We start from the raw sequence: 26,903 nt of genomic DNA, 5'->3' as shown, positions 1-26,903 counted from the left end.
TCATAAGAGACAGTGCCTGTCCCCGTAAGAGGGTGCCTTAAGAGGGTGCTTGTCAGGGTAAAAGTGCCTGTCCTCAGAAGAAGGGATGCTTAAGAGGGTGGAGAAACGATAGCGGGAACGCAGCAGTGCCTGTCCCGATAGGAGAGGCACTGGGAGAAGGAGCGATTTGGCTGTGTTAGTCTTCTAGCAGTAGCTGGCGAAGTTGTTGGTAATAGGACTCCAGCTGAGTACGGGTCGTACTACGTTTGTCACAATGATCGAGGATAAAGCGAATGGAGCTCAGCACTGTGCGCCATCGCGGGGTTTTTGGCAGGGTTTCGATGAGCAGGTACTTATCCAATGTGCGGGTTTGTAAGCTACTACGGTCAAGGTAGACGCGCCAAAGACCACTTTGCTCGGCAAAATCGAATTTGCTTTTGCCTGTGGCTTCTTCCCAGTAATGCAAGCTGGCTACCATGGCATCAACAATTAGCTGTCTGCGTGCGTTGGCTTTATCTTGTTGTTGGTGTTGCGCTTTTTCAGCGATAGCTTCAAATTCGCCCCCCATGGCTTTTAGCGTTTCAAGTTGGCGCGAGTCTCCGCCTAATGCGTAGCCAGATAAGGCTTCGATGGCGCTTTCTAGGCTCTGTATACGAGACTGAGACACGGGAGCGTCTGTGTTGATGACATACAGGCTGTCAATGTCAGACTCTGCGGGAAAACGCAGCACCATACCGTCGACGTCTCGGGGACGTCCTTCAATATAAATGGTCAGTGGGCCTTGATAGCGCTCCATCTGATTGGCTTGCTCGGGCGCTTTCACTAAGGCTTGGCCATGCATCCGTTTTACCTCGTCTTGCTCACGCTCAAACAAGGAGGCTGCCGCTTGGTTAACAAAGCGAACCTGGCCATCTTTTCGCATACCTAACATAGCTTCAGGAGCGAGAGAGAGCTGTGAAATCAACCAAGACTGGGTTTCGAGTAGACTGGCCTGTTGCCGAGCACTTTGTTCAAGCGCCTGCTCGAGGCGCTGATTTTCTTGGCGGCGCTGTTCCGCTTGGCTAGCGGCAAGATGTGTTGCTATCCGTGCGGCGAGCTCTCTTTTATCAAAGGGCTTACAGAGATAATCATTCGCGCCGACCTCAAAGCCATAGATGCGATCATCAGGCTGATTTAAGGCGGTTAGCATGATAATCGGAAGTGCAGCATGGTCATAGCGTGCACGCAGCTGCTCACAGACCTCGAATCCACTCATTCCGGGCATTAGCACATCGAGTAAGATGAGATCTGGCTTTGTGGTGGCGATATGATCAATCGCTGTACGTCCATCACTGGCTGTACTGACCTGATAGCCTTCAATATTAAGAAAACTGGTCAGTACTTGTTGGTTGGTTGGCTCATCATCGACCACTAAAATATGTAAGCCATTGTGATTATGCTGGCTTTGCGAAACAACGTCCGAAGAGGAGTGAGCGAGGGTCTCTCGCGTGTCATCTTGATGAATGTGTTGGGTAGAGACGGCGGAAAGCTCGGTGGTCAACACCGGAGGCTCATCGACGCTCGGAAGGGTGAAGCTAAAGGTGGTCCCCACTTGCGGCTGACTACTGACGTACAGCTGGCCGCCCATCAGCTCAACAAGTTGACGACTGATGGATAGACCGAGACCTGCGCCGTGTTGATAATGATAGTGGCTACTCACTGCTTGTGCGAGCGGTTCRAAAACGGTGCTTAGCTGTTCCGCGGGGATCCCTTTACCCGTATCAACCACTTGGATGCGAACGCGATCGTCCAAGGTGTCGGCGCTAATAACAATCTTACCCGCATCGGTGAACTTAATCGCATTTCCCAGTAAATTGTACATAACTTGCTCAAGCCGTTGGGGATCCGCGTGTACCCAGATTGGCGTGTCGCTGAGCTGATTAATGATGTCTAGCGGCTTCTCTTTTTTCAGGTGCTTGGCGAGTGACAGCACAAGCTGTGTGATGGCGTTGAGATTGACAGGACCTTGCTCCAAATCCAATTGCCCATAGCGCATTTTATGGTAGTCCAAGAGATCATCAACCAGCTTGGCCAAGCGCTGGCCACTGTTGACGATAATCGATAGTTGATACTGATGATCGCGACTAATCGGACCGTTCGCACCGTCAATCAGTGCTTCGGCAATCCCTATCATGCCGTGTAATGGGGTACGAAGTTCGTGAGAGGTGGTGGCCAGGAATTCATCTTTCAGCTTGTTGGCGACATGCAGCTCTTCATTCTGAGCACGTATGGTGGTGATGTTAGCTTCTAAGGCCTGGTTTTGTTGGCGTATTAAGGCCAGTTTTTCGCGAATGGCATGGCGCATGCGGGCAAAGCTCACCGCCAAACGCCCGATTTCATCACGACGACGCGTGTGGTGGATTTGGGTATCAAGGTCACCTGCACTGACTTTTTCTGCCGCCCATGTAAGCTGAAGCAGTGGGCGAGTAATAAAGTTGGACATATAGTGCGAGGCAATGATCACCGCGAGAATCGCAAGTAACATGGCAACGATAAAAAGCTGTTGCAGCTGGTGGATTCGAGCGTAGGCCACTTGCGTAGGGACTTCAGCCACTAGCCCCCATTTTAGACCGTTGGCGTGAATGGGGGTGTAGGCAGCGAGCACGGTTTGGCCTGATTGGGTTTGATAGCGGGTGACGCCCGTTTCTCCGGCTAATGCTTTTTCTATGGCAGGCGTGTTATTGACAAGCTGACTGTTGCTGGTTGAATGCGCTCGAGTCTTGCCGTCATCGCCGACGAGGTGTGTTTCAATCGCATTGGTTTCTCTGGGGGCCATTAGCCTGGTAAGGGCATGATTAGGAAGCCGGAAGATCGCGTAGCTATGCAGGTACCCTTGCTGAATAATGGGGGCGCCAAGCCATGCAACGGGTGCGTCGGTATCTTCAGCAGAAAAGTCCGAGATAATCACCTTAGGCGTCGGATCTAACTTCCCTTTTGTTTGTTGCGTTTGCTGTTTTAGGGCCGCGAAAGTGTGTCCCAGTCGTGCATTGCGATGCGGGCCTGAGAGTAGGTTAGTGCCAAAATTGTCCAGCTTTTTCACCGAATAGGTGACGTTGCCTTGCTTGTCGGCCAAGAGGAGGTCGTCAAAATCTGCGCGAGCGAGCAAAGCTTGATAAGCGCGGTGGTAGCGTTTGTGTAGCAGCCGATAACGCTCGGTGGCGGAATAATTGGGATCGTCCTTGTGTACAGGCGTTTTGACCCTTTCACCGGACCCAAGGTAATAGCGACGTTGTGCGTAATCACGAGCGGCGTCGATGTTTGGTCGTAGTCGCTGAAAAGCATTGACCAAACCATAAAAATGCCCACCACTGGCGTAGGCGAGCTCTGAAGCAACAAATCCAAGGACTTCCGCCTCTTTCGCCTCAAAGTAATCGTTGATTTGCTGCTGCTTACCGTCGCGAACCGATAAAAGGTGTGCCGTGCTTTGTTCTTGTAGATCTTGGCTATGGGCGTTAAGAAAAAACAAGGCGACCAAAATCAGAGGGAGGAGGCTTAATAGCAGGAAGGCCAGCATCAAGGTGTGATGGAGGCGTTTAAATGGGTAAGCAGTAATGCTTTCGCTTCTGGGTTAGGCGCTTTAAAGGCAGCGATTGCCACAGGGCTGTGATCAACCGTTTCGTTCGGTGCCGGAGCCTTCATCATTGGTGACGTAGCGCGGCGGTATTGAATCGTTGCCGTCGGGGCGTTGATTTCCGCTTCGCGCTCAATCACTTTCTCGGTCACCAAATCGACCTCTGAGTCTTGCTCAGGGGTTGTCGCTGGCGCGTCTGGCGTCGCGACCTTAGGCGCAGCGTCGATCACAGGTGTTGCTTGGTTTTGTGCCGGTTGCGGTGCAGGCTCAGGGGTGTTTATCGAAGCCATCGGTTGGGTCGACACTGCGTCCGTCTCCTCCGATTTAGCTTGCATGATAATGACTTTACCCATGGCCATTTCTGGACGGGCAACACCACTGACAATGGCCTTATTGTTTTGGCGCTTGTCCTGGCGGCGGCGATCTTGCTTCACTTTCACCGGTTGCTCTGCCGACCACACCTTGCCCATCGCCATTTCGGGTGATGCCATACCGGTGGTGAGTGGCATTGGGCTTTTCACCATTGGGCGACGGCGACGACGCTGTCCACTGGCGCGAAGGTGGCGCGGTGAGCGACGGTTACGGCGCTTGTCCTGCTGACCTTCTTTCTTCGCGTTATCAGGCTGCTGCTTGGCTTGTTGTGCCACTTCCGCCCCGACCTGTTGCAAGTCTTTGCTTTGATCAGATGTAGCGTCTGTGGTGGCCCGCGTCTCCGCATTGTCTTTGTTGATACGTACGCTGCGGTTCAGCTTACGACGCTGGCGACGTTGTTTAACCTGTTCGGTTTTCTCCGCCTTTTGGTCTTGCTGCTTGTTGCCTTTATCCGCATTGTCAGACTGTGGCTTGGTTACCTTGGCCTCATCTTGTTGCGTCGTAGGCTTTTTCGCTTTGTCGTTGCGGTTATCGTTACGGGTTTTCTTCCCTTTACGATTGTTATCGCGACGCTCTTCTTGCGGCTTATTCTGGCGGCGTTGTTTGTTGTTCCGTCCACGTTCGCCGTTGTTGCTATCACTTTGCTCATCGCGGTTTTGTGGCTTATGGCCACGCGACTTATTGCGTTGGTTGTGTGAGTCGTGTGATGGCTTCTGGTTTTGCTTCGTCTGAGCTGGCTCAGGTGCAGCGGCAGGCTGTGACGACGCGGTTGCGGTATCCTCCGCTGGCGCGGCAAACAGGCGAGAGAAAAACTTACCGACTGTCGCGAACAGGCCTGGCTTGGCTGTCTCGGCTTCAGTGGCAGACGTGGTGGTTGCGCTTGGTGCCGGCGAGCTTGGCGCTGCAAACCCTTGTAATACAGGTTCTTCACGTTTTTTCGCTGGACGCGCTTGTTGTGGCTCTTCGCGTGCTTCTACTTCTCTGAGCGCATCAATCTGGCTTGGCAGCTGATAAGACAGGTTCGCCATTTCTTCACCGCCGCGGACGCGAACCACATCAAAGTGTGGCGTCTGCATGTCGGCATTGGGTACCACGACCACTTTGACATTGTGGTATTTCTCAATGTGCTGGACCGAGCGACGTTTTTCGTTAAGTAGGTAAGAGGCGACGGGGACAGGGACGATACCCAGTACTTGCGCCGTGTTCTCTTTCATTGCCTCTTCTTCCATCAAACGAAGAATGGACAATGCTAGCGATTCGTTATCACGAATTACACCAGTGCCTTTACAGCGCGGGCAGATATGATGACTGGCTTCTGCCAGAGACGGGCTGAGGCGCTGACGTGACATTTCCAGCAAACCAAAGCGTGAAATGCGGCCAATTTGTACCCGTGCACGGTCCATGCGGACAGAGTCACGCAATTTGTTTTCCACCTCGCGCTGGTGGCGGACAGGGGTCATATCGATGAAGTCGATCACGACCAAACCACCCAAGTCACGCAGACGCAATTGGCGTGCAATCTCTTCTGCTGCTTCGATGTTGGTTTGGCGTGCCGTCTCTTCAATATCACTGCCTTTGGTGGCTCGGGCAGAGTTAATATCGATTGAGGTTAGGGCTTCGGTAGGATCAATGACAATCGAACCACCTGAGGGTAAGCGCACTTCGCGTTGGAAGGCAGATTCGATCTGACTTTCAATCTGATAGTGGCTAAATAGCGGCACTTCGCCTTCATAAAACTTGATGCGGCTGACAAAGTCAGGACGAACCAGTTTGATGTGCTCTTGGGCGCGCTGGAAGACCTTCTCACTGTCGATCAAGATTTCACCGATATCACGGCGCAAATAGTCACGGATTGCACGGGCAATCACGTTACTTTCTTGATGGATCAGGAAAGGCGCAGGGTTGGCGCCAGCCGCTTCTTTCACCGCTTGCCAATGATTGAGCAGGACTTTCAAATCCCATTCAAGCTCTTCGGCCGATTTACCCACACCTGCAGTGCGTACAATCAAGCCCATCCCTTGTGGCAGTTCGAGGCCAGACATGGCTTCTTTTAGCTGACTGCGTTCTTCCCCTTCGATGCGACGAGAAATCCCGCCAGCACGTGGGTTGTTTGGCATTAATACCAAATAGCTGCCCGCAAGCGAGACAAATGTAGTCAGTGCAGCCCCTTTGTTGCCGCGTTCTTCTTTGTCCACTTGGACAATCACTTCCTGGCCTTCTTTCACCACATCTTTGATGTTTGGACGGCCTTGATAGGTGTAACCGGAAGGGAAGTATTCGCGAGCAATTTCTTTTAGAGGGAGAAAACCGTGTCGTTCGGCGCCATAGTCAACAAATGCCGCTTCCAGGCTAGGTTCGATACGGGTAATGCGTCCTTTATAGATATTAGCTTTTTTCGATTCATGGCCAGGACTCTCGATATCGAGATCGTATAGCCGTTGACCGTCAACCAATGCGACGCGCAACTCTTCCTTCTGAGTTGCGTTAATCAACATTCTTTTCATCTGATTTTTCTCATTTATTTATCGTTGTTATTAGCGGTTGATGACGAGAGCAGTCGTCAATGCTGCCTGACCCCAAGTCTGATATGGTGCAGCCTCCCGGCTGGAGAAAATCAGGGGTGCGCTCGGGCAAGTTTTAATCGGCCAGCTGCAACGGTTTTTATGGCTCACCGGATTACGCAGTTGGCGTCCGCCGTTTTTACCGATGGCGGAGAGCTCTGACACTGACTAACAGTCTCGTGTCAACACACTAAACGGGTGCTTTTGGTTTACGTCTTACGCCAATTGCCGCGTAACGCCTTAAAAGCATTCGGAATTATGGTTCTTTTACGGATATAACCGTATACAGCTATCACTTGATTGACTCATCGCAGACCAGCCTTTTGTCGAAAAGTGCATGTTCCACTGATGAAATCGCTGTCACAGGCGATAAGCTGTGTTTCAGATAAGCGTTTGCTTTTCTGATTAACGCCGCAACTATAGCAGGGAGACTAAAGTCCAGCAATCGGCTTTATTCGCTTATGTTGTGTTGGTAGTAAAACCGCGCAGATGTGGTGTTTTTTTGCACGATAATGCCTTATGCCGCTCGCGGTTACAGGGGGGAACACAACCCGCTGCTGTGCTAAGTGAGGGGTGACTTGCCGTAGCAGGTGCATGTCGCTGTGCTTAGCGGTAGAATGAAGGTTATGACAGAACAAAAAACTCAAGTGCGATTCATCGACATCGATGACGACATCGCCGGTCAACGAATTGACAATTTTCTGCGAAATCAGCTGAAAAACGTCCCAAAAAGTATGATTTATCGCGTACTTCGTAAAGGAGAAGTGCGAGTTAATAAAAAACGCATAAAACCAGAGTATAAGCTGCAAGCCGGAGATGTGGTGAGGGTGCCTCCCATCCGCCTTCCAGAGCGCGATGAGAAAGCCGCGCCCAGTACTAAATTAGACAAAGTGGCCGCGCTTGAGCATTGCATTCTTTATGAAGATGACCATCTGTTGGTGCTCAATAAACCTTCGGGGACAGCGGTGCACGGAGGAAGTGGGTTACAATTTGGGGCAATAGAAGCGATGCGCGCGCTTCGCCCTAAGGCACGTTTTTTGGAGCTCGTACACAGGATCGATCGAGATACGTCTGGGATTTTGCTGATTGCGAAGAAACGTTCCGCGTTGCGTCATTTGCAAGCGCAATTTCGCGAAAAAACAGTACGTAAAGACTATTACGCCTTGGTGATGGGCAAATGGCCCGCTAAACAGCGCAAAGTAACGGCACCTTTATTGAAAAATGAGGTGAACAGTATTGTCCGCGTTAACCCTAAAGGTAAGCCGTCAGAAACCCGTTTTAAAGTGCTTGAAAGCTTCGCTGAAGCAACCTTAGTGCAAGCAAGCCCTGTGACTGGGAGAACGCATCAAATTCGTGTGCACGCTCAGTATATGGGTCATCCGTTGGCGTGGGACGATCGTTATGGCGATCCACGTTTTGATGCGTATACCAAGTCGTTTGGGCTGGATCGTTTATTTTTACATGCGGCCACCATCCGCTTCCTACATCCGGGCAAGGATGAAAGCATGACGCTTAATGCGCCGATGGAGCCTAAGCTTGAGCGGGCGCTTGAGGGACTACGGACGAAAACAGCATCACTCAGAGGTTAAAGCAATGACAGTTGAATCACCGTTTACTTCCCCTTGGCAACCTGGCGCAAGCGAGATCAAGCAACCTTCGAATTCCGTGATTGCGCCATATTCACTGTTAATTTTTGACTGGGATGGCACTGTGATGGATTCGATTGGGCGCATTGTCTCAAGCCTGGACGCGGCGGCTCGGCTGACTGAGCAGTTGCCTATATTGCCACCAGAACGCTTGCAAACCATGATTGGCTTGAGCTTAGAAAAGGGCTATCAGCGGCTTTACCCTGACGCTGATCCGGCGTGGTATGCCGATTGGATTCAGCACTACCGTCAACAGTTTGTCTACGATAACCCGACGCCTTGTCAGCTCTATCCTGGCGTAAAAAACACCCTTATCTCTTTGAGAGCGCAGGGGTTTACGCTCGCGGTGGCAACTGGGAAATCACGCGCTGGACTCGCTCGGGCCATGGCGGAAACGGGAACTCACGATTTGTTTTCGGTGACCCGATGCGCCGATGAAACGGCCTCTAAGCCGGATCCTCAAATGTTGGATGAAGTGTTAGCGCAAACAGGTATTCCACGTGATAAAGCACTGATGATTGGTGATACCGGCCATGATATGCAATTGGCCATCAATGCGGATATGGCAAGGCTTGCCGTCACTTGGGGCGTAGAAGGCGCCGCCAGCCTCTCGACCTATGAGCCAGTTGCCGTACTAAACAGCCTAAACGAGCTGGTGAGCTAATTGGCCGCTTTGATTATGCTTAAGTGCGTGTTGATACAGTTGCAAATACGAGTGCGCTGACGATGAGTTAGCGCATTAAATAACTGAGATACCTTCCTTTTCTAACATTTCACGCAAGCGTATCAGTGGGAGGCCTACAAGGGTATTCGGATCACGCCCGTGCATGGCATTGAAAAGGGCAATACCCAAACCTTCACATTTGAAGCTGCCAGCACAATCTAGCGGCAGTTCTTTGTCGATATAACGAACGATTTCTTGTTCGCTTAGATCACGAAAATCGACATGAAAGGGCTCAACATCCGATTGATGTTCTCCCGTATCACTATTAATCAACGCGATTCCTGTATAAAAGGTGACTTGCTTTCCGCTTGCCCGTTTTAGCTGCTCGATCGCTACCTCTCGCGCATGCGGCTTACCAAGTATCTCCTCGTCAATCACACAAACTTGGTCTGAACCGATAATGAGAGCATTATCGAATAGCGGCATCCCCGCCATGGCTTTTTCGAGTGCCAAGCGTTCAACCATGTCGGTGGCACGCTCATTTTCATGCCGGCTTTCATCGATCGCCGGCGCGAATGCAGTAAACGGAAGCGCAAACTTTTTAAAGATGGCTTGACGATACGGTGAGCTTGAAGCCAGCACAATTTTGGGAGGTTGCGTCGTGTGCATGATCGTTCCTTATATTGCGCGCAGTTGAAGGTGACTAAACAATCTGCGTGGTCGATGATTGTTTATTTTCAACTCTCAGTCTAACCTGAAAAAATAGCGGGCGCGACTTTGAGTCGGGCAAAGCGGGAGAGGTATGCCTGGCTGGCTTGTTGACCGCGGTGAAAGGGTTGGTTTTCATCGTTGCCGGTCTGAGTAAACGCGGCGCCAGAGGCATCCCGATCACCAATGGCTTGTGCGCTTTTGTCTCTATCATCCTTTCGCGCCTGACACAGGTAACATTTTCTTTGACTCCAGCGCATTTGGAGGCTAATATTCGCGCCCTATGCAGAAGGTAAAGCTACCGCTGACGGTTGATCCGTTCCGTTGTGCACAAAAGCAACTTGACTATGATGGTATTGTAGACAAGCAGCGTTTAGTGCGTCTCGGTGAGGCAACCCAAAGCATCGATAGTGATGCGGAAGTGATGCTTTCGTTCGACATTGACGCCCAAGGGCTCAAAACTGTCACCGGTCGTGCGACCGTAACAGTGAGTCTTGAGTGTCAACGTTGTGGGGAACCATTTTCATATCGCTGTGAAACTGAATTCGTTTATAGCCCGGTTTTCAATGATGACCAGGTTGGCAATTTACCGGATGCTTATGAGCCGGCATTAGTCGACGAAAACGGTGAGATTGATCTGATTCAATTAGTCGAAGACGAGTTGATTGTGGCCTTGCCACAAGTCGCCATGCACGAAGACACCGACTGTAAGGTCAGTGCAGACAACATGGTGTATGGGGAAATCCCACTTGCTGATGAGCGTCCAAATCCGTTTGCCGTACTAAAAAACTTAAAGCAAAGTAACGAGGAGTAGGGTCAATGGCCGTACAAAAGAACCGTAAAACCCGTTCTAAGCGTGGTATGCGTCGTTCACACGATGCACTGGGTACTCAAGCTGTATCTGTAGACAAAACTAGCGGTGAAACTCACCTGCGTCATAACATGACGGCAGATGGTTTCTATCGCGGCCGCAAGGTTATCAACAAGTAAGGTTGACCCTTGACTAGGTTAACCATTGCACTCGATGCGATGGGCGGGGATTTCGGTCCCCAAGTCACAGTGCCTGCCTCCGTGCAGGCATTGTCGCGTTTTGCGGACCTAAATGTGATCCTGGTGGGCGACCAATCTCGCATCCAGGCGTCACTGAATCAACGCCATGCCCAGCATCATTCCCGACTATCTATCGTCCATGCCCCGGACGTTATTCCTAATGACATGCGACCATCCACGGCGCTGCGTCGCAGCCATGGCACGTCTATGCGTGTCGCACTGGAAAAGGTGGCCAGTGGTGAAGCAGATGCGTGTGTGAGTGCGGGCAATACCGGCGCGCTTATGGCGTTATCCAAATACTTGCTCAAGCTCTTACCCGGCATCGACCGTCCCGCTCTAGTGACAGCCTTACCAGGTGCCAATTATCAACGTAAATGGTTGCTGGATTTAGGGGCCAATGTGGCCTGTGATGCCGATACCTTATTCCAATTTGCAGTGATGGGCGCGGTGTTGGCGGAGGCTGAATTGGGGTTTACACCTCGAATCGGGCTGCTAAACATTGGTGAAGAAGCGATCAAAGGGAATGACTTGGTGCGCCGCTGTGCCGATCTCTTGCAGCAAAGTGAGGCAGTGCGGTATACCGGCTACGTTGAGGGCGATCAAATCTATACAGGCGAGACCGATGTGATTGTCTGTGATGGCTTTGTCGGCAACGTGGCGTTAAAAACCAGCGAAGGTGTCGCACGCTTGATCATCGACAAGGTGAAAGCCCATCTCCACCCGCATCCTATTAAGCGTTGGATCGCGAAATGGCTATTTTCTGATCTTTTAAATCAACTCCAACAGCTGAAACCCGACCAGTACAACGGCGCAAGTTTGCTAGGATTGCGCGGCATCGTTGTAAAAAGTCACGGACGCGCTGATATCGCCGCTTACGAAAACGCTATTTTTGAAGCGGTGCACGAGGTCGAACGGCAAATCCCAACTAAGATAAGTGACCGTTTAGAGGCAGTTCTTCTCGAGAGGCATTAGTAGTCTTCATGTATAGTAAGATTTTGGGCACAGGCAGCTATTTGCCTGAACAGGTTCGCACCAATGCTGACCTTGAACAGATGGTAGACACCAGTGATGAATGGATTGTGACCCGTACGGGGATCAAAGAGCGCCGCATTGCTGCACCCACAGATACCGTTGCCTCGATGGCTTATCAGGCCGCCGTGCAGGCGATAGAGATGTCTGCCATTGATAAACATGACATTGACCTGATTATTGTGGCGACCACCAGTGGTGAGCGTGCCTTTCCCGCTGCCGCTTGTGATGTGCAAGCGATGTTGGGGATTAAAGGCTGTCCCGCTTTTGATATTGCGGCGGCATGCTCTGGGTTTGTGTATGCGTTAAGTGTCGCGGATCAATATGTTAAAAACGGGTTAGCCAAAAATGCACTGGTTGTGGGCGCTGATCGCCTTTCACATACCTGTGATCCCGATGATCGCTCCACCATCATTTTGTTTGGTGATGGTGCAGGCGCCGTCGTGCTTTCCGCCGATGAAAATGATGGCATTTTGTCCACCCACTTAAAAGCCGACGGTAAATTTGGCGAGCTCTTGAAACTTAAGTATCCAGAGCGTGGTCAATCGTTAGAGGCCGATGAAGCTTGGCTTTATATGGCGGGGAATGAAGTCTTTAAAGTGGCGGTGACACAACTGGCCAATATTGTGACAGAAACGCTTCAGGCCAACCAAATTGAAAAGACAGACATTGACTGGTTGGTGCCGCATCAGGCCAATTACCGCATTATTAAAGCGACAGCGAAAAAACTGTCGATGTCGATGGATCAAGTGGTATTGACGCTTGACCGTCATGGCAATACGTCGGCAGCGTCAGTACCGACCGCACTGGATGAGGCGGTACGAGATGGGCGTATTCAACGCGGACACACCGTGTTACTCGAAGCCTTTGGTGGTGGTTTTGCGTGGGGATCCGCGCTCGTAAGATTCTAAAATTAATAGGAAAACAGCTATGTCTTCAACAGCTAGTTCTTCAACAGCGACGTCTTCAACTGCGATTGTTTTTCCCGGTCAAGGCTCCCAAACCGTGGGTATGCTCGGGGAGCTCGCCGAACAATATGGTGTTGTCCAGCAGACGTTTGCAGAAGCCTCAGAAGTGCTTGGCTATGACCTTTGGGCATTGGTCCAGCAAGGGCCAGAAGCGGATTTAAATGAAACGCACCGCACACAGCCAGCTTTGTTGACGGCGTCTGTGGCTATTTGGCGCGTCTGGCAATCACAAGGTGGTGCCGCGCCCGCGATGCTTGCTGGCCATAGTTTGGGTGAATATTCTGCTTTGGTTTGTGCGGGTGTATTGGATTTTAAAGAAGCCGTTAAGCTTGTCGAGCTGCGCGGTCAATTGATGCAAGAGGCGGTCCCAGCCGGTGTGGGAGCGATGTCGGCAATTATTGGCTTGGATAACGATGCGATTGCGGCAGCCTGTGAGCAATCGGCGCAAGGCCAGGTGGTCTCACCGGTTAACTTCAACTCGCCAGGCCAAGTGGTCATTGCGGGTAATAAAGAAGCGGTGGAGCGCGCCAATGCGTTATGTAAAGACGCGGGTGCAAAACGTGCATTACCGCTGCCAGTGTCGGTGCCTTCTCACTGTGYGCTGATGAAACCGGCAGCAGAAAAACTGGCGCAAGCACTGGAATCTGTCACGTTTAATGCGCCACATATTCCTGTGGTCAACAACGCTGATGTAGAAACGCCGATAGAGCCGGCTGCAATTAAAGAAGCCTTAGTGCGTCAATTACATAGCCCGGTGCGCTGGACCGAAACGGTTGAGCATATGGCGGCTGAAGGGGTGGAACAGCTGTTGGAATTTGGCCCAGGTAAAGTACTGACTGGCTTGACCAAACGCATCAACAAGGCGTTGAGCAGCGCGGCCGTCAATGATAGCGCCAGCCTCGCCACTGCGAAGGCATAAACCGTATTACGAAGACACTTTGTGACTGCCGGTGCATGCCGGCAGAATCAACTAAAAGGGTAACCGAATGAAACTAGACGGAAAAGTAGCGCTGGTGACAGGCGCAAGCCGTGGGATCGGCCGAGCAACGGCAGAGCTTTTAGCGGAGCGTGGTGCCACCGTGATTGGTACGGCGACCAGCGAAAAAGGCGCCGCTGCAATTAGCGATTATCTCGGTGAAAACGGTAGAGGCCTGGCACTCAATGTGACCTCGCCAGAGTCGGTCGCAGAGGTGCTTGATACGATCAAAAAAGAATTTGGCGACGTTGATATTCTGGTTAACAACGCGGGTATCACTCGTGATAACCTATTGATGCGGATGAAAGACGATGAGTGGCAGGACATTATGGACACCAACTTAACGTCAATCTTCCGTTTATCAAAGGCAGTATTGCGTGCGATGATGAAAAAACGCTGTGGCCGAATCATTAATATTGGTTCTGTGGTCGGTGTGATGGGTAATGCGGGACAGGCAAATTATGCGGCAGCAAAAGCCGGCGTGATTGGCTTTACCAAATCCATGGCACGTGAAGTGGCTGCGCGTGGCATCACAGTGAATACAGTCGCGCCTGGTTTTATCGAAACCGATATGACCAAGGCGCTAAATGATGAACAGCGCGCTGCGACGCTGGCACAAGTGCCAGCAGGGCGTTTGGGTGATCCAAAAGAGATTGCTGCAACGGTGGCGTTTTTAGCCTCTGATGATGCTGCTTATATGACGGGCGAGACCTTGCACGTCAATGGCGGTATGTACATGATTTGATCGAGACCGTTGCAATCTCGAATGACACACGTCAAACTCCGATTGATTTGTCCCCAAATCGTGGTTTGACCAGCCGTGGAGGTCTTGCAACTTCCACATTAATGAATAAACTACAGCACATATCGCATCTGCGAATCTTGTAAGGACTAGTATTAATATGAGCAACATCGAAGAACGCGTAAAGAAAATCATCGTTGAGCAACTAGGTGTCGACGAAGCAGAAGTGAAAAACGAAGCTTCATTCGTAGACGACTTGGGCGCGGACTCTCTGGATACCGTTGAGCTGGTAATGGCTCTTGAAGAGGAATTCGATACAGAGATTCCAGATGAAGAAGCAGAGAAGATTACTACTGTACAGGCAGCTATCGACTACGTTGTCGGCGCTTCAGCGTAATCTCAGAATCCTACCAGGCGGTCTCCTCGACCGCCTGTGTTCTTTTTAAGCTATTCTAATTTCCAAACTTATATTCTCCGGAGAATATCATCGTGTCTAAGCGTCGTGTTGTTGTGACTGGCATGGGTATGTTGTCACCCGTGGGTAACTCAGTTGAGTCTTCATGGAAAGCTCTGCTAGCCGGGCAAAGCGGTATCTCAGCGATTGAGCATTTTGATGCCACTAACTTTGCTACTCAATTTGCGGGCATGGTTAAGGACTTCAATTGTGAAGACTACATGTCGAAAAAAGATGCACGAAAAATGGACTTGTTCATTCAATATGGCATTGCTGCCAGTGTGCAAGCCATTAAAGACTCCGGACTGCAAGTTGATGACAACAATGCACACCGTATTGGTGTCGCGATAGGTTCAGGCATTGGTGGTCTTGGTTTGATTGAACAAAACCATCGTGCGTATATGGAGAAGGGTCCACGTAAAATCAGCCCCTTCTTTGTCCCATCAACCATCGTTAATATGATTGCAGGGCACGTGTCGATTAACTACGGCATGCGTGGCCCAAACATCTCGATTTCCACCGCATGCACCACAGGCCTGCATAATATTGGTCATGCCGCCCGTATGATTGCATACGGTGATGCAGACGCTATGGTGGCCGGCGGCGCAGAGAAAGCCTCTACCGAGCTTGGTATTGGCGGTTTTGCCGCCGCCAAAGCATTATCAACACGTAACGATGATCCACAGTCGGCCTCTCGCCCATGGGACAAAGATCGTGATGGTTTTGTGCTGGGTGATGGTGCTGGCGTCATGGTGCTTGAAGAATATGAACACGCGAAAGCACGTGGCGCGACCATTTACTGTGAATTAGCCGGTTTTGGCATGAGCGGGGATGCTTACCATATGACGTCACCCAGTGAAGATGGCTCAGGGGCGGCACTGGCGATGGAAGCAGCGATTCGTGATGCGGGGATTAACCCGGCACAAATTGGTTACGTTAACGCGCACGGTACCTCGACACCGGCAGGCGATGTTGCGGAAAGTAAAGCGATCCGTCGTGCAATGGGCGAGGCTGCGGACAGTGTATTGGTCTCTTCAACCAAATCGATGACCGGTCATTTGCTCGGTGCGGCAGGCTCTGCCGAGTCAATTATCACTGCCATGTCGCTGATTGATCAAGCCGTACCACCAACGATCAACCTTGATAATGTCGATGAGGGTTGCGATTTAGATTACGTACCGCACGAAGCGCGTGACGTAAAAATGGAGTACGCCTTGTGTAACTCCTTTGGTTTTGGTGGCACCAACGGCTCTTTGATCTTCAAAAAGCTGTAATACGCATAGGCGTTTATACAGCCTAAAAAGAGTCTGCTATAGTAACGGCCCGACGATTCGGGCCGTTTTTTATTGTCGGTAAGGTTTTTATTGTCGGTAAGAATAGTTGACTGTCGAGGTTGATAGATGATCTGGGTAAACGGACATCCTTGTCGCGAATTAGCGGTCGCTGACCGAGGGCTCCAATTTGGTGATGGTTGCTTTACCACTGGCCATGTGTATCAGGGGCTATTACTTGATCGCGATGCACATATACTGCGTTTACAAAGCACTTGTGAGCGATTAGCCATTCGCGAGGTTGATTGGTCGGCACTCGCGATAACGCTCGATCAAGCGTGTCAGTATTCGCAGGATGAACAGGTGTTGAAGGTGATTATCACCCGAGGCCAGGGGGGACGCGGTTACAGTCCCAAAGGCTGCTCGTCGCCAACCGTTATTGTTAGCCTACATCCGTTTCCTCGCCATTATCATCATTGGCAACAGCGTGGGGTGGCGTTGGCGACGACGCAGATGCAACTTGGCGCGTCACCATTTGCGGGGCTTAAACATCTCAATCGGTTAGAGCAGGTGCGTCTAAAGCTGGCACTGGAAGACGTGGAGGCCGATGATTTCGTGGTCGCGGACATGTTTGGCAACCTGGTTGAGACCACGGCGTCCAATCTTTTCTGGTGCCAAGACCATGTCATTTATACACCTGATTTGGCATATGCCGGTGTGGCGGGACTGATGCGAGAAAAAGTGATGGCCGTGATTGAAGGTTTCACGGACTACCAATGTAAAACGGTCGCGGTCGATGAGACGGCGCTGTGGTGTGCCGATGAAGTGTTTATTTGCAATACCTTGATGAAGGTGGTGCCAGTGACATCCATCAATGAAACAAGTTATAAAACGCATACGCTGACAAGGCGATTACAACAGAGGTTAAACGCGTGCTAAAAAAGCGATTTTTGGGGCTGGTGAGCGTATTGATGGCGATAGTCTTGGCCTCAGTCGCTGGGGTGCTTTGGCAAACGAAGGCGTTTATTTCCACGCCGTTATCCTTGCAGACGCCTCAGCTATTCACTGTCCCTAGCGGTGCACATTACCATAAGGTCATTGCAAAATTTGAAGACAACGGTTGGATGGCATCAAGCATCTGGTCGAAGTTTGCGCCACGGATTTATCCAGAGCTGACTCGAGTACAAGCGGGCACCTTTCAGGTTCAACCTGGACAAACATTAGCCGAGGCGTTCGCGACTCTGCGTTCAGGGCAGCAATATCAAGATGAAATCACCTTTGTCGAAGGGAGTACGTTTGCCCAGTGGCGCAAGCAGCTTGCCTCCGCGCCGCATCTCGACAAAACATTGGATGGCATGAGTGAACAGGCAATTGCTGATGCGCTTGGGCTCACACACGATAAATTAGAAGGATTACTGCTTCCTGAGACCTACGCCTATGATGTGGGGGATACCGACATTGCATTGCTAAAACGCGCCACGCGTGCAATGGAAGTGGCCTTGGAGCAGGCTTGGCAGCAACGTATCGAGGACTTACCGATAGAAACCCCTTATCAGCTATTAATCCTGGCTTCCATCATTGAAAAAGAGACCGCGGTGGCGAGTGAACGAGAAAAGGTGGCGTCGGTATTTGTTAATCGGTTGCGACGCGGTATGCGTTTACAAACCGATCCCACCGTGATTTATGGTATGGGCGATCAGTATGAGGGGAATATTCGTAAACGTGACTTACGTACACCGACGCCCTATAACACTTATGTGATTAATGGCTTGCCCCCGACGCCGATCGCGATGCCAGGTAAAGCGGCCATCTTTGCCGCTGCCCAGCCAGCAAAAACGGATTACTACTATTTTGTCGCCACGGGTAAAGGCGGCCACCAATTTTCTACCACCTTGGCCGAACACAATCGGGCCGTGCGTGACTACTTAAAAGTGTTGAAGAATCAATGAAGAACCATTTCATCGTTGTAGAAGGCCTTGAAGGCGCGGGCAAAAGTACGGCCATCAATCAGATCAAACAGGTGTTACTCGACGCCGGAATCCAGGATGTGATCACTACGCGAGAGCCCGGCGGTACGCCGCTTGCGGAACAGTTGCGTACGCTTGTCAAACAAGGTCACCCAGATGAACCGCTCACGGATAAAGCCGAGCTTCTCATGCTTTACGCCGCACGGGTACAGCTTGTCGAAAACGTGATCAAACCCGCCCTGGCGAAGGGCCAATGGGTGGTGGGTGATCGCCATGATATGTCATCACAGGCCTACCAAGGTGGGGGACGGGGTATGGACACGTCGCTGATGAAAAGCCTAAAAGAAACGGTCTTGGGGACGTTTGCCCCCTCACTGACCTTGTATATGGACATCGACCCAGAGGTAGGCCTTGCACGTGCGCGGGGTCGAGGTGAGTTGGATAGGATTGAGACCATGCAACTGGATTTTTTTGAGCGCACGCGAGCGCGTTATCTGGCACTGGCAAACGACGATCCCAGTGTGGTGGTGATTGATGCGGGCCAGTCGCTAGACACAGTGACCGCTCAGATTAAAACGGCACTAGAAAATTGGCTTAAGCAGCAACCAGGCGTATGAGTGACAAGATAACATTGGCATACCCAGCGCCTTACGTTTATCCCTGGTTTGAAGGCGTTTGGGCGCATTGGCAGCAACTATTAACGAGTGCGCGCTTTCCGCACGCGCTCTTGTTGGCCGCGCCTCCGGGCAGCGGCCGTCGCGCATTGATAAGCCAGCTTGCCAAGGTGCGACTGTGTGGCCATCAAAACGATAGCGCCTGTGGGCATTGTCATCATTGCCAGCTTTTCGCGGCGGGTAACCACCCCGATATTCACTGGCTAGCCCCCGAGAAGCCCGGCAAGCAGATTGGTATTGATGCAGTGCGCAAAGTGCAACGACAAGCGCTGGAAACGTCGCAATTGGGCGGGGCGCGCTTTATTGTCATAGAGTGTGTCGAGCGTTTAGGGGAAGCCGCGGCCAATGCGTTGCTTAAATCGCTAGAAGAGCCACCTTCAGGGTGTTACTTCGTGTTATTGACAGACTCGCTGGATAGTTTACTCGCGACGATTATCAGTCGCTGTAGTGTGTGGAAAGCCCCGCAGGCGGAGGCTGAAACAGCCAAAACTTGGGTAGAGCAAGCATTGCAGCGCTCGGTGCCAGACCATGCGGTAAGCTTATATCGGGGCGCCCCCTTGGCTGCTCGTGACTTTGTGGCATCGGGCGGGTTAGATCATCACCATAGTGTGGTGGAAGGCTTTTCTACCTATGTGCGCGAGAGAACGGGCCTGTTTGACACTATCGAGGTGTTGGTCGCACACTATCCCGCTTCATTGAACTGGCTCAGTCATTTTCTGCTTGATGTACTTAAATGGCGTCAAGGTGTGGGGCAGACCATTGTACATCGGCATCATCATCAACGGGTTGCCGAGGTGGCCAATGTGCTGACCACCCAGCAAGTTCATTCACTACTACGTGCGCTGCATCAATTACAGCGTCAGTTACAAATTCATACAGGGCTAAATACCGAATTGGTTGTTAGCCAGTGGTTATTATCGATTGGAGAATAACGTGTTAATAGACTCTCATTGCCATCTCGACAAACTGGATTACGACTCGCTGCACCAGAATGTTGGCGATGTTTTAGATAAAGCGCAGGCAAGGGGCGTCGACTATTTCCTTTCGGTGGGGGTAACGCTAGATAGCTTTCCGGCGATGCTAGACATGATCCGACCTTACTCGCATGTTTTTGCCTCATGTGGTGTGCACCCTTTGGATATCGAAAATGGTTTCGATTACGACCGATTGAAAGCCTTAGCGGCTGATGAGCGTGTCGTGGCAGTAGGAGAGACAGGGCTTGATTACCACTATCAGCCAGAGCTTGCTGAGCAGCAGCAAGCGATCTTCCGCCAGCACGTCCGTCTCGCGGTTGAGCTCAACAAACCCTTGATTATCCATACTCGCGCGGCACGTGAAGACACGCTTGCGATTTTACGTGAGGAGGGCGCTGAGCGCGTCGGGGGTGTGCTACACTGTTTTACAGAAAGCTATGAGATGGCAGAGGCGGCGATTGAACTCGGTTTCTACATTTCAATTTCTGGGATAGTGACGTTCAACAAGGCCACAGAGCTGAAAGATGTGGTGCGTCGTATACCGCTTGAGCGCCTGCTGGTTGAAACAGACTCGCCATACTTGGCACCTGTTCCCCATCGTGGCAAGCAAAACCAGCCAGCTTATGTGAAAGAAGTTGCTGAGTACGTCGCGATGTTAAAGGGTGAATCGGTGGAAACGGTCTGTGAGATCACCAGCCGTAACTTTTTTACCCTTTTTTCTGGTGCAAACCCGCAATAATTCAAGTCGCCCGATAACCTTGTCGGGCGTTTTTCTTGCTTAGAACGTCACGCTCCTTTCGCCGCAAGAAAACACCGCTTTTTGATTATCTCGGCGTTGATAAGACACCATCCCACTTGGTCAATTCTGCGTCATTTTTCGGTTATGTTTGCAACAAAATAACCGATTTATATCGCTAGCCTATCAAAGTTGATCTCGCGCAATTTCACATCTACCTTTTTGAAATGATTAGGAATTATCAATCTACGTCCTAGGCATTACGCGCTGTATTAATTCGTTACGTAAAATAACGTTAGGGGTGAAGGGGTTGCTATTTTTTTGTTCGTATCCTTTTCCCTGGATAATAGATTTTTTGTCATTTTAAATCATGACCTTATGTTATTTTTTGCTGTTTTTGTCGCCAACTCTAATTGTGATCTATATTTACTTTTTAATCAGTAAAATCGTCACTGATAGGCAAGGTGATGATTCGCCCCTTATAGTTTGGGTGAGTTCAATAATCACAAATCGTTTGTGCTCTCGGCGCCTGTGGTATCGGTTGGCCTCTTGCGGGGGAATCGGAAGGTTAGTCCGACGAGACACATTGTTAAACGTCCTTGTCAGGAGCAAGAACTATGTCAAAAAACCTCTTTGCGAATCTGCAAAAAGTCGGTAAGGCGCTGATGCTACCAGTATCTGTGCTTCCGGTTGCAGGTATACTCTTGGGTGTTGGTGCTGCCAACTTTAGCTGGATGCCAGATATTGTTTCTCAAATGATGGAACAAGCTGGTGGGTCTGTATTTGGTCAGATGGCCTTGCTGTTTGCTGTGGGTGTTGCCCTTGGCTTTACCAAGAATGATGGTGTCTCGGGTCTGTCTGCGATTGTCGGTTACGGCATCATGGTGGCGACACTGGACGTGATGGCACCAGTTATGGGCGCTGACGTTATCAAGACAGGGGTACTTGGCGGTATTCTTGCCGGTGGTGTCGCGGCGTGGACCTTTAATCGCTTCTACACGATTCAACTGCCTGACTACCTTGGTTTCTTTGCCGGTAAACGGTCAGTGCCAATCATTACCGGTTTCATCTCTATCGCGCTTGGTGTGATCCTCTCTGTTATCTGGCCACCAATCGGCAGTGCTATCGCATCCTTCTCTCACTGGGCGGCGACACAAGATCCTGTTACTGCATTTGGTATTTACGGTGTGGTAGAGCGTGCGCTTATCCCATTCGGTCTGCATCACATTTGGAACGTACCTTTCTTCTATGAAGCGGGTAGCTGTGTGAACAACGCAGGCGAGCAAGTAAACGGCATCATGACCTGTTTCTTGACCGCAAACGATGTCACTCGTGAAGCAGGTAACGGCTTTGGTCAGTTAGCTGGCGGCTACTTGTTCAAAATGTTCGGTCTACCTGCGGCGGCATTTGCTATCGCACATTCTGCCAAGCCAGAAAACCGTGCCAAAATCATGGGTATCATGGCATCAGGTGCACTGACGTCATTCTTGACCGGCATCACTGAACCTATCGAGTTCTCGTTCCTATTCATCGCGCCAGTGCTGTATGGTATCCACGCTATCATGGCAGGTGCGGCGTATGTTCTGACTAACGCGTTGGGCGTTGTTCACGGCCATACTTTCTCGAACGGTTTTATCGACTTCATCGTGCAAATGCCACGTGCTGAGAACGTGACCACACTGGTGCTACTGGGCCTTGGTTATGCGGTACTCTACTACATCGTGTTCCGTGTAGTGATTCGCGCCCTTGACCTGAAAACCCCTGGTCGTGAAGACGAAGCGGTCGCTGACGTGTCAACCGCGACAGGCTCTGAGCTTGCGGGCGACTTGGTGGCTGCATTCGGTGGTAAAGACAACATCACAGGTCTTGATGCTTGTATCACTCGTCTACGTGTCTCAGTGGCTGACACTGAAATTGTTGACCAAGACAAGCTCAAGCAGCTAGGTGCAGCGGGTGTAGTTGTGGTATCAGGTGGCGTACAAGCTATCTTTGGTACCAAGTCAGACAACCTGCGTACTGAAATGGATAACTGGATGCGCAGCCAATAATTGCATGCGCTAAGTCAGTAAACGTAAAAAGAGGGGTAGCATCTTGCTACCCCTTTTTTTGTTCAACGGGCACCGAGTGAGAGAAAAAACAACATCAAAACGGGCACCAACACGCTGAGTATGAACCCACTGACAATCGCAATCGGTACACAGCGAATCCCGCCTGTGCTTTGAATGATCGGCAAGGTGAAATCCATCGCGGTGGCACCACCATATCCAATTGCGGTGAGCGGATAGCGCCGGATTAACACTGGAATAATCATAATCGCCACAAGCTCGCGCGCGAGCTCGAGAATAAATGATGCACCGCCGTAGACCGGCCCCAGTCCGTCGCCCATTAAGATCCCTGCCAACGAGTACCAACCGAAGCCGGATGCCATCGCTAACCCGTGATGATAAGGAATATCTAACCACCATGCCGCCAGCAAGCCACCGGGCAAGGAGGTCGCGACAACGAGAGCCGCAATCATCAGCCCACTTTTATTGAGAATGATTTGCTTCAGCGTCATGCCACTGTTGCGGAGCTGAATGCCAATCAATAAGAGCAAAAGTAATAAAATCCCCTCGCTGGCCGTATCGACCCAAGAAAGATCTTGATTGAGTAATAGCCCTACGACTAAGCCAACGGCCACAGCCGCAATCAGCTTACCGGACTCTGACATCATGGCGCTGAGGGTCAGTTTATGTTGGTGGCCATGGGTCTCGGTTGGGAAGAGCTTATCGAGAACAGGCAGGGCAAGCAGGTTGGCCGCGCCGATACAAATAAAGAACGTGGCAGCGAAATACAAAATGGTGGAAATATGTTGCCCGAGGTTATCTAAGCCTGCGAGGCTTAAGCCCATCAACACTAAAATGACCATCACTAGCCGCATCGTCAGGGTATTGACTGCGTTGAGGTAGCGCGCCTGCTTAATGGGGATTAAATAGCCGATAATAAGTGGCGAGAAGATGAGTAGCATCCCTGAAAACATCTGATTTTGCTCGGTGTTAAGAAAGTAGAGCTTGAGGTTATCAACCGGTTAATAGGTTGGTCAATAAAATCAGACAAGGGTGGTTAAAGGAAAGACCACCCTGGCTTGGGTCAGATACTGCTTGCGTCCATGACTTGGTTTAGCTGACGAGAGAACTCTTTTTCATCGAGGTTGGATAGCTCATATAAAGCTTCTGCGCCAGGCGCAGTGATTTCCACTTCATGATCCTCTATTGCGTCATCTTGATTGCGAAACATTAACAAGTGATTTGCCATTCTCGCGATATCTAAATAGGTGATATCGGGGCGCGGCTTAGTGTAGAGCTTATTGTTAATGGCGACTTCGATAAAGTCACGGTCAAACTGCCACTGCTTGAGCACAAGACGGCTGCAGTCGCCCGCCAGTGAGAAGAAGACGCGCTCTGCAATGTCAAATTTTAGATAGTGTCCCTGATTCACAAAGCGCTGAAACTCGCCAATCACGCTGTATAAGCCAATATCAGCAAGCAACCCCACAATCAGTGCTTTTTCGGGCTCCACTGAAAGCGGTTCATCACAATAGTTTCTGACTTTTTGCGTCACCAGTGCCATCGCAGCGGCGAGTTCACGAGATTTTTGCGCACTTTTTTTCAATAGTGCGTTGCAGGCCTTGGAAAACGTGGCATCACTCTTGAGCTGATAGACGGCGGCGGCTGTGATGATCCCTAAAACGCGATCAACGCCAAGCCGAGAGACGGCGGTTTGAACATCTTTGCATTGACCTGTGGCGCGGGGAGCAAATAAAGCGGAGTTTGCAGCTTTAAGCACGGCCCCACATAAGCTTGGATCGTCCAACAAGAGGTGGGCAATATCCCGCATGGTAGTATCCGACCGCTTGCTAGCGCGTTGTATTGACAGAACAGCATCCGGTAAAGGAGGTAGGGATAGGCGATTGACACGGATGGTTTCGACGGCACGCTTGTAAAACTCGGTTTCTAGGGAGCGTAAGTACTTATCACGATCCGGTGAGACCCAAAAAAATGAAAGATGATCCATAAGTCCTGATAGTATTTGTCAGCAGACTGCATAGTAATGCGGCGAAGAATAAAAGAGAACCGCCTTTCTCTGAATCAGTGAGCCTGCTGGCGTCTTTGATGATAATTTACACAGTCACTCATCTGTCGCTTAGTCGTCGTCAATAAGTGGATACCGCAATAGTTTATCAATAAACTCGGCCACCAATAAGGCCGTAGGCTGGGAGAGTAGAAGCTGTTTTTGTTTCACTTCGATGGGGAGTAACTCCAACCAGCGCAGGCAAACCCAGCCAATTTCATCGTACTGTGTTAACTGGAAGTGTTCGTGGCGTGTCGGATTCGATCGATAATACTGCTGCAGCTTCTCACTCAGATAGAGGTAGTGCTTGGGAACAGCATGGCGTTGCCATTTTGGCAACGGTGTATAACGCGCCATATTGACGTCACCTTCACCCGCGTCAATCGCATTCACTTTGACACTTTCAATCCCTTGTAACGTCAACGCGATTTCATGCGCACCATGACGATTGAAGTCTGCAATCTCGCAAAGCGTAACGATAGGAGAAATGGCGTGCGGGCGCTGCTGACCTTCATCCTCATTTTTCATCGCGACCAAAAGGCGAGGTGGTTCGCCTGCCTGTTGGAGCATTTGTAAGTAACACGACTCAGACAGCACATAGCTGTGCAATCCCCCAGGCAATAAATGACTTACTTCTATTAACAGCGGGTGTCTCGACATGTCGGCTCCCTGACTATTAGCTTACCACTATTAATTTAGCGCACTCATCGCCCTGCGTTAAGCATAGATGCATCGAAGACTTTATTTAACGACGAAAAAATGTTTGTAATAAATGTGACAAAAACCGCACTAAATGGAGGGGATATTTGGCGATAAGTGATCAGATGCATAGTATTCGGTTGCCATTTGATGCAACCTCTTTTCGTTAAAATAATCATGCACGCTGACTAACTTATCAGTCACTTTTGTGAGCCAGTTTACGGCTCGATATGAACATCTATTCGCTGAAGGAGAGTTTTCGATGGCGAAGCAATTTGAAGCCCAATTAATGCGTTTTCTGGATAGTTATGGAGAGATGGAGCAACGCTCTATGTTTGGTGGTATTGGTTTTTTCTCTCAAGAGGCGATGTTTGCATTGCTTACCGGAAAGCATGTTTATCTACGAGGAGGAGGCCTGCTCACCGACAAGTTAATCGCCAAAGGCTGCAATAAATTTGTTCATGTAAAGAAAAGCACCTCCGCGGTGGTTAACTATTATGATGTGACCGCGCTCTACTTAGGCCATGATCCCGACTTGCCTACGATGATTGAACAGTCTTTACAGCGTGCGCTCAAAGATAAAGCGCAGAAAACATCGACATCCAGTCTTCGGCTGCGAGATTTACCCAACTTACGATTAACGATTGAAAGAATGCTGAAAAAGTCGGGTGTGAAGGACGTGTCGACGTTCTATAGCATGGCGCCGCAAGAAATGTTTCGTCGAGTGCAAATGACACACGGTAAAGATATCGATATCAATCTACTGTGGAAGCTCGCTGGAGCACAGCAGGGGCGTCATTGGGAATTGATTGAAAAAGATGAACGTGAACGGCTGCTCGCTGACGTCTAGATGAATGGATAGAGTGTTGGTCGGTGCCAGCCTGGATTAATCGGGCTGGCATTTTTGTAAATGCTGCATGAGTCGCCAGGCTAATCGGCCTTTTTAGGGCTCGCTTAGCGCCGAGAGAGTAGTGAAATGTCACGTTTGGGTAAATAATCGTCGGTTAGACGCTAAAATGATAATTTTTGCGTGACAGGCGGAAAAACTTATGTAGAATTCAAACCACTTAGCCGAGAGGTGAAGCGCGAGGGCGCGTTGGCAGAGTGGCTATGCAGCGGATTGCAAATCCGTGGACCTCGGTTCGACTCCGGGACGCGCCTCCATGAACTCTGGCTAAAAAAATACGGACGCGGGATGGAGCAGTTTGGTAGCTCGTCGGGCTCATAACCCGAAGGTCGGTGGTTCAAATCCGCCTCCTGCAACCAATTTTAGGTTGCTATAGAAGCGCTTAACAATTGATGATAAGTCAATACGACCTTCGGTCGGTGCCGTTGCACGGCGCGAATTGCATTCAGCGTTAAAGCCGCCTCCGCAACCAGTTTTCCAAGCGTTACTTAACGTTTGAATAAATAAGCGACATTAGCTCAGCTGGTAGAGCGCGACCTTGCCAAGGTCGAGGTCACGAGTTCGAACCTCGTATGTCGCTCCAAACATAAAACAGTGGCGTAAGCGGCTGAAAAGATTGTGTGCCCTGGTGGTGGAATTGGTAGACACAAGGGATTTAAAATCCCTCGGCGTTCGCGCTGTGCCGGTTCAAGTCCGGCCCGGGGCACCATAGCACTCTCATTATCCCTATCTATCTTCTATCACAAATAAACGATTCTTATTCTGTCTAGCCTCAAGCACAGAGAGCTTAGCGTCTTCTGATATGC

23 protein-coding genes and 4 tRNA genes are annotated in these 26,903 nt (G+C 50.5%); 21 read left to right on the top strand and 6 right to left on the bottom strand.

Translation table 11 applies throughout. The annotated features are described in order from the left end of the window. Window positions 1-175: 175 nt before the first annotated feature. Both BZG73_RS03580 and rne read right to left on the bottom strand, forming a co-directional pair. Window positions 176-3,532: a hybrid sensor histidine kinase/response regulator gene (locus BZG73_RS03580; RefSeq protein ID WP_077667611.1), complete on the bottom strand. Its 3,357-nt coding sequence runs from the start codon at window positions 3,530-3,532 to the stop codon at window positions 176-178. Next, the gene (gene rne / locus BZG73_RS03575; RefSeq protein ID WP_235606012.1) at window positions 3,532-6,465 is read right to left on the bottom strand and encodes a ribonuclease E; all 2,934 of its coding nucleotides are present in this window, start codon (window positions 6,463-6,465) and stop codon (window positions 3,532-3,534) included. The genes BZG73_RS03580 and rne overlap by 1 nt, the downstream gene beginning before the upstream one ends. Window positions 6,466-7,148: 683 nt before the next feature. Here rne and rluC point away from each other — a divergent pair. Together rluC and BZG73_RS03565 are read left to right on the top strand one after the other, a co-directional pair. Then, the gene (gene rluC / locus BZG73_RS03570; RefSeq protein WP_046075430.1) at window positions 7,149-8,111 is read left to right on the top strand and encodes a 23S rRNA pseudouridine(955/2504/2580) synthase RluC; all 963 of its coding nucleotides are present in this window, start codon (window positions 7,149-7,151) and stop codon (window positions 8,109-8,111) included. Window positions 8,112-8,115: 4 nt separating this feature from the next. Next, a complete protein-coding gene (locus BZG73_RS03565; RefSeq protein WP_077667610.1) occupies window positions 8,116-8,832 on the top strand; it encodes an HAD-IA family hydrolase in 717 nt (238 codons plus the stop codon). Window positions 8,833-8,907: 75 nt separating this feature from the next. On the opposite strand, the gene BZG73_RS03560 is transcribed toward BZG73_RS03565, so the two are convergent. After that, window positions 8,908-9,501, bottom strand: coding sequence for a Maf family protein (locus BZG73_RS03560; RefSeq protein ID WP_077667609.1), 594 nt, complete (start codon window positions 9,499-9,501; stop codon window positions 8,908-8,910). A 322-nt stretch (window positions 9,502-9,823) separates the two neighbouring features. Between BZG73_RS03560 and yceD the strand changes: the two genes are divergently transcribed. The 14 genes from yceD (at window position 9,824) to ptsG (ending at window position 22,429) form a co-directional block, all read left to right on the top strand. Continuing rightward, entirely contained in the window at window positions 9,824-10,354 is a 531-nt protein-coding gene (gene yceD / locus BZG73_RS03550; RefSeq protein ID WP_077667607.1) for a 23S rRNA accumulation protein YceD, read from the top strand. A gap of 5 nt (window positions 10,355-10,359) precedes the next feature. Further along, complete coding sequence (rpmF, locus tag BZG73_RS03545) at window positions 10,360-10,530, top strand: 50S ribosomal protein L32 (protein ID WP_046075434.1); 171 nt, start codon at window positions 10,360-10,362, stop codon at window positions 10,528-10,530. A gap of 9 nt (window positions 10,531-10,539) precedes the next feature. Next, window positions 10,540-11,562, top strand: a complete 1,023-nt coding sequence (gene plsX, locus BZG73_RS03540; RefSeq protein ID WP_077667606.1) for a phosphate acyltransferase PlsX — start codon at window positions 10,540-10,542, stop codon at window positions 11,560-11,562. A gap of 8 nt (window positions 11,563-11,570) precedes the next feature. Further along, window positions 11,571-12,530, top strand: coding sequence for a beta-ketoacyl-ACP synthase III (locus BZG73_RS03535; RefSeq protein ID WP_046075436.1), 960 nt, complete (start codon window positions 11,571-11,573; stop codon window positions 12,528-12,530). A 19-nt stretch (window positions 12,531-12,549) separates the two neighbouring features. Then, a complete protein-coding gene (fabD, locus tag BZG73_RS03530) occupies window positions 12,550-13,506 on the top strand; it encodes an ACP S-malonyltransferase (RefSeq protein WP_077667605.1) in 957 nt (318 codons plus the stop codon). A gap of 67 nt (window positions 13,507-13,573) precedes the next feature. Continuing rightward, on the top strand, window positions 13,574-14,308 hold the full coding sequence (gene fabG / locus BZG73_RS03525) for a 3-oxoacyl-ACP reductase FabG (RefSeq protein ID WP_046075438.1): 735 nt from the start codon (window positions 13,574-13,576) through the stop codon (window positions 14,306-14,308). 157 nt (window positions 14,309-14,465) lie between these two features. Continuing rightward, window positions 14,466-14,702, top strand: coding sequence for an acyl carrier protein (gene acpP / locus BZG73_RS03520; protein WP_046075439.1), 237 nt, complete (start codon window positions 14,466-14,468; stop codon window positions 14,700-14,702). Between the two features lie 92 nt (window positions 14,703-14,794). Continuing rightward, window positions 14,795-16,033, top strand: a complete 1,239-nt coding sequence (gene fabF, locus BZG73_RS03515) for a beta-ketoacyl-ACP synthase II (protein ID WP_046075440.1) — start codon at window positions 14,795-14,797, stop codon at window positions 16,031-16,033. Between the two features lie 126 nt (window positions 16,034-16,159). Beyond that, window positions 16,160-16,969: an aminodeoxychorismate lyase gene (pabC, locus tag BZG73_RS03510; RefSeq protein WP_077667604.1), complete on the top strand. Its 810-nt coding sequence runs from the start codon at window positions 16,160-16,162 to the stop codon at window positions 16,967-16,969. Further along, window positions 16,963-17,979 carry an endolytic transglycosylase MltG gene (mltG, locus tag BZG73_RS03505; RefSeq protein ID WP_077667603.1) on the top strand — a complete coding sequence of 339 codons (1,017 nt, stop codon included), beginning with the start codon at window positions 16,963-16,965 and terminating at the stop codon, window positions 17,977-17,979. The genes pabC and mltG overlap by 7 nt, the downstream gene beginning before the upstream one ends. Next, complete coding sequence (tmk, locus tag BZG73_RS03500; RefSeq protein ID WP_046075443.1) at window positions 17,976-18,614, top strand: dTMP kinase; 639 nt, start codon at window positions 17,976-17,978, stop codon at window positions 18,612-18,614. Before mltG ends, tmk begins: the two co-directional genes overlap by 4 nt. Further along, a complete protein-coding gene (gene holB, locus BZG73_RS03495; protein WP_077667602.1) occupies window positions 18,611-19,603 on the top strand; it encodes a DNA polymerase III subunit delta' in 993 nt (330 codons plus the stop codon). Before tmk ends, holB begins: the two co-directional genes overlap by 4 nt. Before the next feature lies 1 nt (window position 19,604). After that, complete coding sequence (locus BZG73_RS03490; RefSeq protein ID WP_077667601.1) at window positions 19,605-20,384, top strand: TatD family hydrolase; 780 nt, start codon at window positions 19,605-19,607, stop codon at window positions 20,382-20,384. Between the two features lie 614 nt (window positions 20,385-20,998). Then, window positions 20,999-22,429 (top strand): PTS glucose transporter subunit IIBC, encoded by a 1,431-nt coding sequence (gene ptsG / locus BZG73_RS03485; RefSeq protein WP_077667600.1) that lies wholly within the window; start codon window positions 20,999-21,001, stop codon window positions 22,427-22,429. A 62-nt stretch (window positions 22,430-22,491) separates the two neighbouring features. Here the strand turns inward: ptsG and BZG73_RS03480 are convergent, their stop codons facing one another. The 3 genes from BZG73_RS03480 to BZG73_RS03470 form a co-directional block, all read right to left on the bottom strand. Continuing rightward, complete coding sequence (locus BZG73_RS03480; RefSeq protein WP_077639021.1) at window positions 22,492-23,400, bottom strand: lysine exporter LysO family protein; 909 nt, start codon at window positions 23,398-23,400, stop codon at window positions 22,492-22,494. 110 nt (window positions 23,401-23,510) lie between these two features. Continuing rightward, window positions 23,511-24,434, bottom strand: a complete 924-nt coding sequence (locus BZG73_RS03475) for an HDOD domain-containing protein (protein WP_077667599.1) — start codon at window positions 24,432-24,434, stop codon at window positions 23,511-23,513. A gap of 129 nt (window positions 24,435-24,563) precedes the next feature. Further along, window positions 24,564-25,151 (bottom strand): LON peptidase substrate-binding domain-containing protein, encoded by a 588-nt coding sequence (locus tag BZG73_RS03470; protein ID WP_077607434.1) that lies wholly within the window; start codon window positions 25,149-25,151, stop codon window positions 24,564-24,566. Between the two features lie 301 nt (window positions 25,152-25,452). Between BZG73_RS03470 and BZG73_RS03465 the strand changes: the two genes are divergently transcribed. The 5 genes from BZG73_RS03465 to BZG73_RS03445 all read left to right on the top strand — a co-directional run bounded on the left by BZG73_RS03465 (window position 25,453) and on the right by BZG73_RS03445 (window position 26,806). Next, window positions 25,453-26,040 (top strand): TfoX/Sxy family DNA transformation protein, encoded by a 588-nt coding sequence (locus tag BZG73_RS03465; protein WP_046075449.1) that lies wholly within the window; start codon window positions 25,453-25,455, stop codon window positions 26,038-26,040. A gap of 240 nt (window positions 26,041-26,280) precedes the next feature. Then, a tRNA-Cys gene (locus BZG73_RS03460) sits at window positions 26,281-26,354 on the top strand. Between the two features lie 25 nt (window positions 26,355-26,379). Further along, a tRNA-Met gene (locus BZG73_RS03455) sits at window positions 26,380-26,456 on the top strand. Between the two features lie 148 nt (window positions 26,457-26,604). After that, window positions 26,605-26,680, top strand: a tRNA-Gly gene (locus BZG73_RS03450). A 39-nt stretch (window positions 26,681-26,719) separates the two neighbouring features. Then, window positions 26,720-26,806, top strand: a tRNA-Leu gene (locus BZG73_RS03445). The last annotated feature ends 97 nt before the right edge of the window (window positions 26,807-26,903 follow it).

The organism is Salinivibrio siamensis, assembly GCF_001996005.1.
Classification (GTDB): Bacteria; Pseudomonadota; Gammaproteobacteria; order Enterobacterales; family Vibrionaceae; genus Salinivibrio; species Salinivibrio siamensis.
This window is presented reverse-complemented; position numbering and strand designations above follow the sequence as displayed.

Bases quoted from the DNA above. Each gene is read 5' to 3' on its own strand.
- BZG73_RS03480 (WP_077639021.1), bottom strand. From the start codon at position 23,400: ATGTTTTCAGGGATGCTACTCATCTTCTCGCCACTTATTATCGGCTAT.
- BZG73_RS03560 (WP_077667609.1), bottom strand. From the start codon at position 9,501: ATGCACACGACGCAACCTCCCAAAATTGTGCTGGCTTCAAGCTCACCG.
- BZG73_RS03465 (WP_046075449.1), top strand. From the start codon at position 25,453: ATGGCGAAGCAATTTGAAGCCCAATTAATGCGTTTTCTGGATAGTTAT.
- rpmF (WP_046075434.1), top strand. From the start codon at position 10,360: ATGGCCGTACAAAAGAACCGTAAAACCCGTTCTAAGCGTGGTATGCGT.
- rne (WP_235606012.1), bottom strand. From the start codon at position 6,465: ATGAAAAGAATGTTGATTAACGCAACTCAGAAGGAAGAGTTGCGCGTC.
- BZG73_RS03535 (WP_046075436.1), top strand. From the start codon at position 11,571: ATGTATAGTAAGATTTTGGGCACAGGCAGCTATTTGCCTGAACAGGTT.
- ptsG (WP_077667600.1), top strand. From the start codon at position 20,999: ATGTCAAAAAACCTCTTTGCGAATCTGCAAAAAGTCGGTAAGGCGCTG.
- fabG (WP_046075438.1), top strand. From the start codon at position 13,574: ATGAAACTAGACGGAAAAGTAGCGCTGGTGACAGGCGCAAGCCGTGGG.
- pabC (WP_077667604.1), top strand. From the start codon at position 16,160: ATGATCTGGGTAAACGGACATCCTTGTCGCGAATTAGCGGTCGCTGAC.
- tmk (WP_046075443.1), top strand. From the start codon at position 17,976: ATGAAGAACCATTTCATCGTTGTAGAAGGCCTTGAAGGCGCGGGCAAA.
- BZG73_RS03475 (WP_077667599.1), bottom strand. From the start codon at position 24,434: ATGGATCATCTTTCATTTTTTTGGGTCTCACCGGATCGTGATAAGTAC.
- BZG73_RS03470 (WP_077607434.1), bottom strand. From the start codon at position 25,151: ATGTCGAGACACCCGCTGTTAATAGAAGTAAGTCATTTATTGCCTGGG.
- rluC (WP_046075430.1), top strand. From the start codon at position 7,149: ATGACAGAACAAAAAACTCAAGTGCGATTCATCGACATCGATGACGAC.
- acpP (WP_046075439.1), top strand. From the start codon at position 14,466: ATGAGCAACATCGAAGAACGCGTAAAGAAAATCATCGTTGAGCAACTA.
- BZG73_RS03565 (WP_077667610.1), top strand. From the start codon at position 8,116: ATGACAGTTGAATCACCGTTTACTTCCCCTTGGCAACCTGGCGCAAGC.
- yceD (WP_077667607.1), top strand. From the start codon at position 9,824: ATGCAGAAGGTAAAGCTACCGCTGACGGTTGATCCGTTCCGTTGTGCA.
- holB (WP_077667602.1), top strand. From the start codon at position 18,611: ATGAGTGACAAGATAACATTGGCATACCCAGCGCCTTACGTTTATCCC.